The organism is Photobacterium japonica, assembly GCF_050337005.1.
GTDB lineage: Bacteria > Pseudomonadota > Gammaproteobacteria > Enterobacterales > Vibrionaceae > Photobacterium > Photobacterium japonica.
This window is the reverse complement of the sequence record NZ_JAKJSN010000087.1, coordinates 1-13243: the sequence shown is the minus strand read 5'-3', so window position 1 is coordinate 13243 and position 13243 is coordinate 1. Positions and strand designations below refer to the sequence as shown.

General features: G+C 43.0%; 15 protein-coding genes and 2 pseudogenes. 2 read left to right on the top strand and 15 right to left on the bottom strand.

Going from position 1 to position 13243, the window contains the following annotated elements; translation table 11 throughout:
* The 14 genes and pseudogenes from L4C36_RS22420 to L4C36_RS22355 form a co-directional block, all read right to left on the bottom strand.
* Positions 1-596: GGDEF domain-containing protein (locus L4C36_RS22420; protein ID WP_428479995.1), on the bottom strand; the 596-nt coding region annotated here is incomplete at its 3' end.
* Positions 597-875: 279 nt separating this feature from the next.
* A complete protein-coding gene (gene gdhA, locus L4C36_RS22415) occupies positions 876-2222 on the bottom strand; it encodes an NADP-specific glutamate dehydrogenase (protein WP_428479994.1) in 1347 nt (448 codons plus the stop codon).
* A gap of 236 nt (positions 2223-2458) precedes the next feature.
* A complete protein-coding gene (locus L4C36_RS22410; RefSeq protein WP_428479993.1) occupies positions 2459-2602 on the bottom strand; it encodes a hypothetical protein in 144 nt (47 codons plus the stop codon).
* Positions 2603-2886: 284 nt separating this feature from the next.
* Positions 2887-3363: a TlpA family protein disulfide reductase gene (locus L4C36_RS22405; RefSeq protein WP_428479992.1), complete on the bottom strand. Its 477-nt coding sequence runs from the start codon at positions 3361-3363 to the stop codon at positions 2887-2889.
* Between the two features lie 678 nt (positions 3364-4041).
* Complete coding sequence (locus L4C36_RS22400; RefSeq protein WP_428479991.1) at positions 4042-4515, bottom strand: hypothetical protein; 474 nt, start codon at positions 4513-4515, stop codon at positions 4042-4044.
* A gap of 103 nt (positions 4516-4618) precedes the next feature.
* Positions 4619-4867: pseudogene (locus L4C36_RS22395) on the bottom strand (DUF1330 domain-containing protein); the annotation flags it as partial.
* A gap of 148 nt (positions 4868-5015) precedes the next feature.
* A complete protein-coding gene (locus tag L4C36_RS22390; protein ID WP_428479990.1) occupies positions 5016-5378 on the bottom strand; it encodes a cupin domain-containing protein in 363 nt (120 codons plus the stop codon).
* Between the two features lie 25 nt (positions 5379-5403).
* Entirely contained in the window at positions 5404-5787 is a 384-nt protein-coding gene (locus tag L4C36_RS22385) for a VOC family protein (RefSeq protein WP_428479989.1), read from the bottom strand.
* A gap of 37 nt (positions 5788-5824) precedes the next feature.
* Positions 5825-6256, bottom strand: coding sequence for a hypothetical protein (locus tag L4C36_RS22380; protein ID WP_428479988.1), 432 nt, complete (start codon positions 6254-6256; stop codon positions 5825-5827).
* 514 nt (positions 6257-6770) lie between these two features.
* Positions 6771-7298 carry an OsmC family protein gene (locus L4C36_RS22375; protein WP_428479987.1) on the bottom strand — a complete coding sequence of 176 codons (528 nt, stop codon included), beginning with the start codon at positions 7296-7298 and terminating at the stop codon, positions 6771-6773.
* Between the two features lie 255 nt (positions 7299-7553).
* The gene (locus tag L4C36_RS22370; protein ID WP_428479986.1) at positions 7554-8186 is read right to left on the bottom strand and encodes a dienelactone hydrolase family protein; all 633 of its coding nucleotides are present in this window, start codon (positions 8184-8186) and stop codon (positions 7554-7556) included.
* 337 nt (positions 8187-8523) lie between these two features.
* A complete protein-coding gene (locus L4C36_RS22365) occupies positions 8524-9090 on the bottom strand; it encodes a hypothetical protein (RefSeq protein ID WP_428479985.1) in 567 nt (188 codons plus the stop codon).
* Between the two features lie 204 nt (positions 9091-9294).
* Positions 9295-9447, bottom strand: a complete 153-nt coding sequence (locus L4C36_RS22360; RefSeq protein WP_428479984.1) for a GrpB family protein — start codon at positions 9445-9447, stop codon at positions 9295-9297.
* A gap of 135 nt (positions 9448-9582) precedes the next feature.
* The gene (locus L4C36_RS22355) at positions 9583-10014 is read right to left on the bottom strand and encodes a hypothetical protein (protein WP_428479983.1); all 432 of its coding nucleotides are present in this window, start codon (positions 10012-10014) and stop codon (positions 9583-9585) included.
* A gap of 437 nt (positions 10015-10451) precedes the next feature.
* Between L4C36_RS22355 and L4C36_RS22350 the strand changes: the two genes are divergently transcribed.
* Together L4C36_RS22350 and L4C36_RS22345 are read left to right on the top strand one after the other, a co-directional pair.
* Complete coding sequence (locus tag L4C36_RS22350; protein ID WP_114324152.1) at positions 10452-10736, top strand: type II toxin-antitoxin system TacA family antitoxin; 285 nt, start codon at positions 10452-10454, stop codon at positions 10734-10736.
* A complete protein-coding gene (locus L4C36_RS22345; RefSeq protein ID WP_428479982.1) occupies positions 10733-11011 on the top strand; it encodes a type II toxin-antitoxin system RelE/ParE family toxin in 279 nt (92 codons plus the stop codon). The genes L4C36_RS22350 and L4C36_RS22345 overlap by 4 nt, the downstream gene beginning before the upstream one ends.
* Positions 11012-12501: 1490 nt before the next feature.
* On the opposite strand, the pseudogene L4C36_RS22340 reads toward L4C36_RS22345, so the two are convergent.
* Positions 12502-13065: pseudogene (locus L4C36_RS22340) on the bottom strand (DUF3885 domain-containing protein); the annotation flags it as partial.
* Positions 13066-13243: the final 178 nt, after the last annotated feature.

Sequence of the window (13243 nt, the reverse complement as noted above, 5' to 3'; positions counted from 1 at the left end):
AAGCAAGCGTCACCCGCCTGATGCCCATAGGTGTCATTAATGAATTTAAAATCATCCACATCAATCAGCAATAAAGAGAGCGGGAACGTATTTCGGCGGCAGCGTCGCCATTCAGATTCAATGAAATCATCAAAAGCACGTCGATTACTGATGTGAGTGAGGCCATCAAGTTTAGACAGTCGCAAAGCTTCCCTTTCCAGCTCGACGCGATGAGTAATATCCATGTGCGAAATCACATAATAACGCGCCTTGTCCATATCGAACGTTGTGATCTCCAGCAAAAACCAGCGCTCTTCATGTTGGCTGTGACAAGGGTATTCCAATTTAAACTCATCAAGTTCACCTTGACGCAGTTTTTCCAGCCCATCTATCGCTAGTTGGCTGAATTCATCCCCGTGCTGTGCCGAGGTTTGGCAGGGTAAATAGTAATTGACGCCCACCCAGTTAAAATCAGGCGGCACACCGTTGAGTACGCCAAACTGATCCCACGCGGCATTGGTGAATTGGATCTGAAAGGCATCATTGGTTACAGCAATATTATTTTTGACCGTATTCATTGTTTTCGTTAATAGCTCAATCGTTACTTCCATTAACATGCCTTATTCCCATTCACCGGAGATGCACATATTACAACCTGTTTTCACTCAACGACGACAATAGTCACCCGCGATCATTTTTTTGTTTAACTCTTATGATCAGTGTCTCATTTAATATGTGCAGCGAGTGTCGCGGGCGAAAGGGCTCAGTGATGAAAGGGCATGGTGGATAAAAGGAGCCAGTGAGAGTAACAACGGATGATATAAGCCATCGGAAACCCAATACGGGGTTCCGATGGAAGTATCAGCGAAGGCGCTTACGCTTAGGGTTGTCGTTGTCTAGCAGACCCCTTGCGCCAGCATAGCGTCAGCGACTTTCACAAAACCAGCGATATTCGCGCCCAGTTCATAGTTCACGTTGCCTGACTCATCACGGCCATACGCCACACATGTGCCATGAATACGGCGCATGATATCTTGTAAGCGTTGATCGACTTCTTCACGGCTCCACCCAAGGCGCAGCGCATTTTGGCTCATTTCTAATCCCGATGTTGCAACCCCACCCGCATTTGACGCTTTGCCCGGTGCATACAAAATACCGGCATGGTTAAACACTGCCACCGCTTCTGTCGTACTTGGCATGTTGGCGCCTTCAGCAACGAGCTGCACGCCGTTGCCAGCCAACATTTCAGCATCATGGCTGTCCAACTCGTTTTGGGTGGCACAGGGGAGGGCGATATCCATTTCATATTGCCAAGGTTTTTCCCCTTCGCTGTATTCAAGGCCCATCTGTAGAGCGTAATCTGCCACGCGTCCGCGTTGTTCATTTTTGATGACCATTAGACGAGCCAGTTTTTCTGCCGTAAACCCGTCAGGATCGTACACTGTGCCGTCAGAGTCGGAGGCCGTTATCACGATGGCACCCATTTCTATTGCTTTTTCAATGGCATATTGCGCGACATTACCAGACCCAGATACTCCCACGCGCTTACCCGCAAGCGTTTGCTCTTTTTCTTTGAGCATGGCTTCGACAAAATACAGCAGCCCATAGCCAGTCGCTTCAGGACGAATCAAGCTGCCCCCAAACGACAACCCTTTACCTGTAAACACACATTCCGCACTGTTCGACAGTTTTTTCATCATGCCTGTCATGAAGCCGACTTCACGTGCGCCTACACCAATATCACCTGCGGGCACATCCGTGTCAGCACCCAAGTGACGGTGGAGTTCCAGCATGAGAGCCTGACAGAAACGCATAATCTCATTATCACTTTTACCTTTCGGGTCAAAGTCACTGCCCCCTTTACCACCGCCCATAGGAAGGGTGGTTAAGGCATTTTTAAACGTCTGTTCAAAGGCTAAGAATTTAAGCACCGATGAGTTAACAGATGGGTGAAAGCGCATACCGCCTTTATAAGGGCCAATAGCGGAATTGTGCTGAACGCGGAATGCACGGTTAACGTTCACCTTGCCTTGGTCGTCGACCCAGCTGACACGAAACTGGATCAATCTTTCCGGTTCCACCAGACGCTCGAGGATACCAGCGTCAATATAGTGGGGATTTTTTTCAACAAAAGGCCAAATAGAGGTGATCACTTCCGTGACGGCCTGAAGGTATTCGGGCTGGTGGGGGTTATTGCTGGCAACACGGGCCAAAAAGGCGTCTTTAAGCACCGCTTCTTTCATGTCGAACTCCTGTAAACGTAAAAACTGCCATGTAATGAGGTTGTGTTTGGATAGGTATTATTATTCCAACCGTTGTTATAGCAGGGACGTGATCCCGCCCCTAAACAATATGAATGTGTTTTTACGGCACTTCCAAATCTGGAAATAAATTATTTTGTTTTGTTTATTATGAGAGAGGAGTAATGTATCGGCGTAGAGTCACATATCGATAGAAATGCCATTTACAAGCACTATTATTACGTATCACGCGGAATGAGAGTGAATGCCTCATCGGCACCCGGTTCTTCAAACCATGACCAAAATAGCGTAAGCATTTCGTCCGTCATTTCAAAACTATTCCCTGAGCAAATAAACCCGCAGATCAGATAAATTTTTGGCATAAGCACTCCTTGGTTATCACATTGTTTGCAAAGATAAATGCAATGTATTGAGTTAGTTTAAAAATGCTCACATTGCGATACGTCACGGTGAGTATGGTCATGAGCCTGTTGAAGTCGCCTAGAAATACAATCATTACATTTTTAATGTTGCCACTTGTTGAGTGGTAACTATCGAATAACCGTTGTGGCAGTATAAAGAAAGGAAACGTATCGCCTTTAGGCTGGAAAACCCCATTAAGCGCCAAATGGGTTGTCGATTTGGCACAGAGTTCGTCCATATTCATTTATATTTCAAGTTCTTCTCTGAAAGACTTCACGCTCATATATCCACCAAAGTAATCCTTTAAAACGTTACCTTTGCTATTTGTCACTGCAAAATACGGGACACCAACTAACTTTGCTTTGGTAAAGAAGGTGCCATTAGCGTCAGTTAAAACAGGGAACGGAAATTTATTGGCGTATGCTGTTATTCTGTCTTGTTGATCTTTGCCTACCACTACCGTGACAGTCACCCCTTCTTTTTCCATGTCTGAAACTAAAGAAATAATAGTGGGTGTGATTTTCTGGCAAGTCGGGCACCAAGGTGCAAGATATATCACTAAACATTTTTCCGTTATACACCCGCCACCGACGTAATCAGAACGCTTAAAACTCGCATTAGTATCATGAACGCTTAATGTCTCCTCTGGTAAGGTGGTCGGTCTGTTTATTATAAAAATAAGAGATAATAATATGAAGCTAATCACTATTCCTTTTGCCATGATTTAATACCTTCCGATTCTGTTAACATAAATGAAGTTACTTAACGACGGTCTGACATTTCTCGTTATTCGGTTCTACCAAAAGCGAGAGTCTGGTTTGATAAAGTATTGGTGGAAACCGGCAACCCAATCACTTTTATTACGATGGATGTCATGATCGATTTTTTTAGGGTGTGTCCCTTAATTATTTGCACCATCGTTATAGGTCCAAAATTCGTGAAAGCAATCAAAATGGCGATGAACATAGTGGTTCTATCTTCAAGCCATTTTGGGCAGATAGCGCGGATTTTGGCCATAACCCTTCGGGCTTCGCTATTTTCTGCGCATGGCTGCCTTAAAAATTGCTCATTTGGCCCACCAAATCACACATTTTTTAAGTTGTCCTGCTTGAAAATAGCAGCAGCGATGGACGCAACATAATTGAGGGGCACACCCTAGTATCCATGGTGAGGTTCACCGAGCAATGGGTTTATCCATAAAAATGCGTTCTTCATGTAAAACTCAGAGGGCAGTCTAAGCGGCTTGCAACATTTACAAGCAAACGACCTGTTATTCTCGAAGTGGGTACCAGTGGTCGTGACGATTATGAGGCGATGGCGGTGATACCAGCTTGAGCTGCCTCAAATCAAGCATGATCTGGCGCAGTTGACGGTAGCTGGTGGAGGCCATACGGCCTTGTCATACGCATTGTTCTTCAAAGATGAAAAGGCTATCTGCTGGCCAAACCCAGTCGCTTGTTGCACGATACCCCCTTAGTCCAAGTGCGTCACCTTGTGCGCGAAGATAGAAACCATTTGGGTAGTTCTCATCTAAGAAAGCCCGTTTAGAAGCGATTGTGACTTGATTGCCTTCCGGTTGATTCTGGTAATGTAGCCGCAAATACACGGCTAATTCCAGCGAACAAAGCGACAAACCTTGCGAGGCTGCTGACCTTACAATGTCGGCAAATACCGCGCCTTCCTCAAAGCCAAGAGTCTGAACGCTAATTTCAACGACTTCAGTTCTTTGTTGTGAGGGCGAAACGTGAAAACGGTCTGACATAAATAGCAAAGTCGCATAAGCATTTAAATTCGTTCTTGCCGTTGAAAGTTCGAGCAGTAGCTGCTCTTTTGTTTTCCCACCGAACGCTATCGTCCACTTGTTTGATCCCACAGATCTTGTCCTTATGGTAATGTGCGATTAATCGTGTCGCGGCCACGTCATAGAATGATGTCTGTCGTGTATCTCATTAATAAAACTTTTCATCATATAGCGTTTAAGGCACTTGCGTTTCTATGTTGAGCTGCCCAGCTAATCCTGCTTCTCGGTGGATGCTCAGTGTTTTAAATGCCTCAGAGGCCGTCATGTCGAGAAGTGCCTGACGTGATGGGTATTTGACAATGACGAAACCATCCCAGAGTTCGTCGACATGTCCGATGATGAGATCGGTTACCTCTGAGTAGAAAACAACGTGAGCCCCATATTGTTTGAGTACGTCTAGCATGGGGCGTCCGTAAAGATCGTAGGCTTCCTTGCCGGAGAGGTTAGATTCACGCCCATCTGCTCATCGGATGGATAGAGCTTATTAATGACGTCCATGTTTGATCTTCCTATTGTTTTGTTTTTTTGTTTTGTTTGGGGGGGGAGATATGCTCAATATGCCGTATCAAGCATTAAAGGCTTTGACTGGGGTAAGACATCTCAAGAATAATGACGTCACCGTCAGCAAGAAAAGGACCATGCACCTCGCCGGACGGACGGCTGGCGTAGTGACCCGGTTCTAACCACATATCAAAGGCTTCATCGTAAAGCCGCCCTGAAACCACAAAAATTTCTTCAGGGTAGGCATGGCTTTTTGCGCCAAAGGCTTGGGTGTGATACCCGTCGGCAAATCGCGTTAGTCGCGTATAGTCACCATTGGTTTCATCCATTGCGAGGGTAATCTGGCTCAAATTCCCATCAGAACCTTCAATGACCTCCCATTCTTTATGATGACTCAGTAATAATGGGTTCCAATATTGTGTTGTTGATTTCATGGCGATTCCTTATTTCGCATTTGTATTACTCATCCTTGATCCGCCAAGGCGGATTTAAGCGGTTTTCACCCGCCCAGTAGAGTTTGATTTTATTGCCTGATGGATCATTTATAATCGCCTCGCGCCACAGGAAAGGTTGATCGACAGGCTCTTGGAGAAAGGTAATCCCTTTTTCTTTTAAAGCGTTGACCAATTCATCCAATTGTTCATGTTCAAAATAGACCACACCTCTGGGTTCCAACGTCTGCTTGTCAGGGTCCAAGTAAATAGAAAAGGTGGCATCACCGTCGGGCAACGCGAAGCGGGCATAGTGCTCATCACTCACTATCTGAATTAAGCCTAGCGTGTTGTAAAACGCCACAGACTCATCCATATCGTTCACGGCGAGAGTGACTTGATTCATGTTCATAGTTGGTCCTTATCATGTATATAGAGAAGTCTTTTTCTTACTCGTTCATGCTTACCAGTTCATACGGATTAATTCCCTCCTGACCAACACATTGTGTGCCATAAGCTGATGCATAAATACGAATGGGGAATGTACCGCGTTCAGTGGCTACACCGTGAATTGTCGCCATTTCATCATTGTTAACGGTAAAATTAAGGCCGGCGGGCAGATCTCCTATCAGAACTATCTGACTAATAGGGGTATTAGCGTTAGAGACGGAAATCTCAGTATGGTAGGGCTGCCCAACGATAGCGTGAGGCACTGTGTCTGGTGTAATCGTCAGGTCAGGTTGAAAAGTACAGAGCCCTATTAATGTCGTGGCATACAGTATTTCACATCCACTTAATGAAAGGAGTAAGCCAATGGCACACGCTGCCTTTACAGCTGATTTGAAGGAACATTTCTGTTTATCATTATTTCGGTTATTCACTGCACATCCCTGTATGCTCAAACCATCTGTGCTTGAGCTGTTATCCTTGATGCTTTGTATGACAAAGCGAGGATCCTAACGCTACAGCCTTCACGGTGTCCGTGCATTTGTTTTTAATGTAATTATTCGACTATGCCTATCAATATGCGGGAAAAACACAGTGAAAAGGCGATTTTGCGAGAGCCTTCAAAAAGGCTGAGGCACGCAGAAAATGGCGTTGTAGAAAAAAGGGGGAGGGTTATTACAATATTTACCCCAAGGTTTAAAAGGTTTTATATGTATTTTATGACAAATGGTCTAATTGAATGGGCCTGCTGAATATCATTATCAAATGATGGGGGATGATTCGAATATGACTGCAGAGGCTACTCTGCTATCTAAGGCTGATAAATCAACTAATTTACTGTTCGGAGATGGTTGACCACAGCAGATTTACTGCAACAGTGACAAAACCTGAGCGCAGTTTTGTCACTGACATGAGCAAGTTTTTGTTTTTCATCTAAATGGACGGGCTTTAGGAAATAAATGTCGTCTCTACGGGTGGGGGCGACTTAAGTGTTTGCTGAACAACACAGCATGCCTTTGCTGCAGATTGGAGGCGTTCTAACTGCGTTGAATCTGTCCCTTCTCGTACCTTCATCTTGACTTCACAAGTCATGTTCTGAAACCCTACGGGAACGTGTTTATCCATCATCAGTGCACCGCGAACATCTGCCGTAGCCGTTACGTTAACCTCTAATTCGAGGAGTTCAATACCCATTAAGTTCGCGACCATACGAATGGATGAGTCTTGACAGGCTGCCAACGCTGCACACAGTATATCTCCAGGGGTTGGAGCATCGTGCTTTCCACCGACTGCGGCATGAACCCCAACGGGTATCGACACACCGCATCCATCCATAGGTTCAACGATAGAGTGGTATGGATCTGCGGCATTTTTCCCTGACGTTTTGGCGTGGTCGGTGACGATTGCCAAGTCAGGCGCTTTAACATAGCTGTCTTTAAGGGGTCTTTGTGCTTCAAAAACAATTGACGTCATCATTAAACTCCCTGTGACTGGTTAAGATTACTCATGTCAATAAAGTGGCTGAACCGCGCAAACTGCATCTGTATTTACATATAATGATCGCAGCCAGCAGGTGTGACTCATCCAAGAAAGTATGGCACAGAGTAATAACTCGTACTTGTCCAGCGGTAGGGATTCAGTGTTGGCGGTGCAGCAGTAAAATAAGTGCTGCAATGGTCAACGCATAGCCTAGAATATTAAGGCGTAATTTAGGGGGCTGATGAAAGATGATCATGGCATCAAATCCAGGTATCTATTTATGCGTGCCAATCCGAAAGACTCCCCACCTTCGTCATATGCCAGTGAGGATGCATTCATAAAACCGTGATCATATGGTGTTATTTCAGTATTTACATTTTCATGTTTTTCAACACGTTCACGAACACTGACGACATCGAAGCTCTCTTCTTTTATCGGAAATATTATCTCTATTCTATGCCTTGGGATTACGTCTAAATGCTCCCTTATTCGTGAAGGGTAAAAACCAAGGATTGTAGGGCGACAACAAAGACTTTTTTCCGCGGCTAACCGCCATAGCACACTAGCCCCTGCGCTGAACCCAATGAGTAGGTCTGGGTTGGTATCAGAGACAACACTCTTAACTAAGTCGAAGTAGTTATCATGACCACACTTTTCGACAAAAGCACTGTAAGCCGCTTTTTCATTTTTGAAAGAATGTCTTACTCCGCGATAGGGCTCAATAATGCTTACAGATTCTGTACGAGGGGATAAAAAAGAGACGAGAGAGTCTGTCGACTGACATAAACCAAAAATATCAGTCACTATTACGATCGAATTAACGTTACCAACGTTTTTAATAAGATATCTCCTTTCATATTGTAAACATCCCATGCTGAGTGACATCCTAAATTCGATGCTTCGAGATGGCGTCATGCCCTTTGAATGGCATTGATCTTACGCCATTCAAAGAGAGTGAAATTCAGTATCCATAGCGAAGATACGACAGGCAAGGCATTGACGTATAAAACGGTCGTTACAATGTAAAACTCAGGGGGCGGTCTAAAGCCCTTGCAACACGTGCAAACAAGCGACCTGCTGATGTTGAGGTAGAAGCCAATGATGTACTCGCGTCACAACACAGGCGTTGTTTCGCGAGTTCAAGTTGAACGATCTTTTTTGGCCACTATTTTTTTAACATGTTGGCGGTGTTTTATATTTGTGAGTATCCCTCATTTTAACGTTATGGTTCGACAAATTGATTCGTTGCTTGAGGTATTTGCTTGTCTTTGGGATATGCAGGAAATAGAAACTCCATGCTTTTTCTGTTTTTAATGCCTGACGCATCAACAAATTTCCATTCATCATGCCCCTTGGCTTGAAAAGCAATTAAATAACTATTTGACTTCATCGTTACGGCATCAGACGTTATCACCATTTTAGTTGGAATCAGAACAATATTATTGAGTGATGTTACCGTTTTTTCTTTAGGCATATTGTAAGTAAACTCACTAATTTTCAGCCCGTTAGACTCTAATTTAAGAAAAGACTCCGCTGACATTTGAATAAGTTTATCCTTGCCGCCCGCCATATCAATCAGGTTTTGCGGCATATGATCTACAACTGTCTTGAAATCTAAGCTGATTGTCGCCGCTACGATCTTGTCTGTTGATGCTTTAATTTTTGCAAAATCACCATCTGAGATGGTTTCTGCAAAACAAAAACTAGGCAATATAGTAAGCATTGCTAGCAATACCACTCTCATTGTGAAATTCCTTCTTAATTTAATGTTAAAGCTGACGAATGGCATGGACTCCTCCCTTATCAGGCTCTGCCACACTTGATGAGTCAGGTTCGATAAAATTTCGGAGGCCAGCATGTCACTTTCACTCTATGGCATTGATATTTAGCCATTAAAAGAGAGATTCAGTATTGTAGTGGCGAAGATACGACAGGCAAGGTATTGACGCATAAAATGGTCGTTACAATGTAAAAGTCGGGGGGCGGTCTAAATTCATTGTAACATCTCACCTGTTATCATCGGGGGAGGGGCTGAATGTTCATTGTAAGCAATAGCGATATCGATAATTGGCTTTGCAATAGAACCTGCTATCGCTGTACTACCAATATGGTAAATAGTCGAATCACCCAAATTAGGGATAATCACGCTAGCAATGAGTTAATAAGCGTAAGACAAAGAACGAGTGTAGTCAGTCAACTTATACTGTAGGGCGGTGCAACCTTCAACCCCGATCGTACAATTTACTATAGGAGGCGGTATCAGGTTTGATAAACACATTTTTCAATTGGTTGCCTTGAGATTAATTCCTTCTAGCAATTGAATCAAAGTGTCAGAAATGCAATCAACGGTAGCAATCACTTTGTTATTAACTTCAATGATTACACCCGATGTTACAGGATATTCATCTGAACCACGATCAACGGAAAAGAATACAGTATAATTGGTGTTCCCATTAGGCATGGTAACTGAATAATTCATATGTCGCCCAACGCCCTGCCATTGCCATGTCGAGGCTTGATCTCGAATCACAGATAATGTCAATTCTGGACTTTCTAAATTTCGACCAAATCTATACTCAATATGATGGTTTAAGTCCTGAACTTCGATCTTTTTATTGTTAGATGTATCGCAAGAAAAAATTGTTCCTGCGCTTGCAAAATGAGTAAAAGTAACGGTAACAGCAATGCCAATATATAATGCCAGCTTACTCATGTTTTTTCTCATAGTATCAAATTTAAACAATATGCCTACCTTCATCCGGCTCTGCCACACTTGATGAGTCGGGTTCGATAAAATTTCGGAAGCCATCATGCGGTGTTTTTCAGCCTATGGCATTGATCTTGCCAAACGCTCGTTCAGTATCCATGGTGAAACTGTGGCAGGCAAGGTATTGACGCATAAAATGGCCGTTACAATGTAAAACTCAGGGTGGGAGATCAAAAGGCATTGCAACACGTGCAAACATTCCATCGAGCAGCGCGATGCTCCCTTCAAACCACATCGCACAATTTACGCTATAAAGAGGCGTCGGGCTTGTTCAACACCCTGGATTGAGTGTTGGCAGCGCAACACCTTAATCCTTGTTTGTGAGTTGCCCATCTCAAATGCTAGTGCTAACATTTGTACACACACCAACAAAGGAATACATCATGGACACTAGAATTCAATTTCGTGTTGATGAAGAAACAAAACGCCTAGCTCAACAAATGGCTGAGAGCCAAGGTCGCACACTGAGTGATGCTTGTCGTGAACTTACTGAGCAACTCGCTGAACAACAAAGAAAAACATTATCTCACGATGCATGGCTAACTGAACAAGTAAACCTAGCATTTGAGAAGTTTGACTCAGGAAAATCCATTTTCGTTGAGCACCAGACTGCCAAATCTCGAATGGAAGAGCGTAAAGCCAGAATCCGTAATCGAGGTAAGCAATGATTTTATGGGAAGAAGAGTCACTTAATGATCGTGAAAAGATCTTTGAGTTTATCTATGACTTCAACCCTGATGCGGCAGAGAAAACTGACAACCTCATTGAAGCAAAAGTAGAAAACTTGCTTGAGCAGCCTTTAATGGGTGTACAGCGAGACAGCATTCGTGGGCGATTACTTATAATTCCTGAGATTTCGATGATCGTATCCTATTGGATCGAATACGACATTATCCGAATTATGCGCGTGCTCCACCAGAAACAAAAATTCCCTATGGATTGATTGCTTCCTCTGGGGAACTAACAAATGGCATGGACTAACCCTCATCCAGACTCTGCCACACTTGAAGAGTCAAATACGATATATGTTCGGAGGCCACCATATCACCAAACATAGTCTCTGTATCCATGGTTAGGACGGGGCGTCCATTACATCACTACATTCTCCACATTGCGGTAAAAATCAGAAACAAGCCTAAATAACTTATAAAATTTGCCTGCCAAACAAATTTATTGAGACTAAACTCTGGTTTAAAACCAATTTCATACCAATGGCCCCTATAAAATATCCTTTCGCAATAAACGGTCAATAAATATGTGACAGACAACCAAAAAAATGAAGCTAATATAGATTTCATACCGTTACTTGGCATGTCATAAGCATAGATACCGGATGATGCGATATAATTTATGTAATCGCCGGGTGCAAATACAGATAGCATCATTAAGATGAAAATAAGTATAATTGGAAAACCTAGACCAACAATAATTGTAGAAACAACGTTGGCTGAAAACACAAATCTAAATGCTCTTCTTATATCCAGATTTTATATTCGAGCCAAAAATAAACTTTCCGAAAATAGGATCCAAACCTGTCCAACCATGAATACACTAAAGCTAATGAATAACAACAATGGAGAACCACCATTGGCGTATGCTAATGATGGAGTCAACAGTAAGAATAACAGAGCTACTTTATACATCTGTCTCATGGTAATCCTTTAGCATGTAACGCCAACAATAAGTTGTACCAACTCTGAACTAGCCAAGTGTAATGCATCCCCTTGATTTTTTATTCGTCCAATTAGAGCCCATTAAACCAAGGGAAAATGCTTGTTGCTCTATGTCCTCTATACTGTTTTTGATTGAACAGCTGTTTTCGGCACTTTATTAAGCTGAATATCGCTGGTATTAACAATAACGAAAACCCCCACTGAAGCGGATTTGAAGACCCGTAAGCAATTAAACCAGCCAAATTTATGAGTGAGATAGCAATGATAAACCAGTTACCTTTGATGTGTAATTTTTTCATAGACGCATAAGTTTCCCAGTCGTAAACAAACCAATTATGACTATTTTTATGACAAATTGGACACTTACCTGATATTGGAATTTTAGAAACCATAGCCTGACAATTAGGGCAGCGACCTTGCACATTGCCTCCTTACTTTTCCCATGTTGCTAACGAATGACATGGAGCTGTAGTGGTCAAAAAATGTGGCCAAACATGCCTTTCAGTATCCATAGCGAAGATGCGACAGGCAAGGTACTGATCCACAAAACCGCCGTTATGACGTAAAACTCAGGGGGCGGTCTAAAGTTATTGCAACACGTGCAAACATTCCATCGAGCCGCGCGATGCTCCCTTCAAACCACATCGCATAATTTACTCTATAAAGAGGCATCGGGCTTATTCAACACTCGGGATTGAGTGTTGGCTACGCAACACCTTAATCCTAATTTGTTAGAGCGGTTAACAAGATGACCGGCTATTTACGTGAACACGCTATCAATTTTTTCGCGGTCATAGACTAAAATTATATCGTTACACTTCTCATATAGAGGAATCAGAACATCTTTCTCCACTGCGATAACATCCATGCCTCGATCATCATATAAATTAAGAGTTATGTTTTTGTCGTGATTTATAAAGAAGCATTCACCAGCTAGTGAGGAGCCACGTACCGAAAAATCTTTATTGATCATAGCTTCAAGAAGGTTGCGTGTGTCAACATCTTTTGTTTGTATTCCAGAAACACATACCCGTTTCCAGCAGTAACTTTTAAAGTGTAAAGTATCTGTATAAATATCACGATGGTCAGAATACTCAGTGGTGCAATTTTTCACATCAGCTATCTGCTTAAATAGAAAATCACCTCTTCGTATTTTACGGCGTCCGTCAGAGAAAATTTGATAGACAATTGAGATGCTATCGTTCGAATCAAATACCAAGTCAAAGATCCTAACCGCTCGGGCAAGTGCTTCAATAAAATAATCTTCATTCAACCATTCCTGCTCATAATTTTTCCACAAAGAAAAATTCGCTGGGCCAATCTCAAACCGGTGTTTTTCAAGGTAGTTGTCACTAGTTGGTCAATTATTACGCTGCTTCTCTTTCGGGATTTAAGTGTACTGCCCCGATAGGCTGGCAGTTCCTAATATTCTTTGACCAACGTTCTGGTTTCTTGCTTCGATGTGCTGATAACACCTTCTCTCGATGGCTCAGTATTGCTGC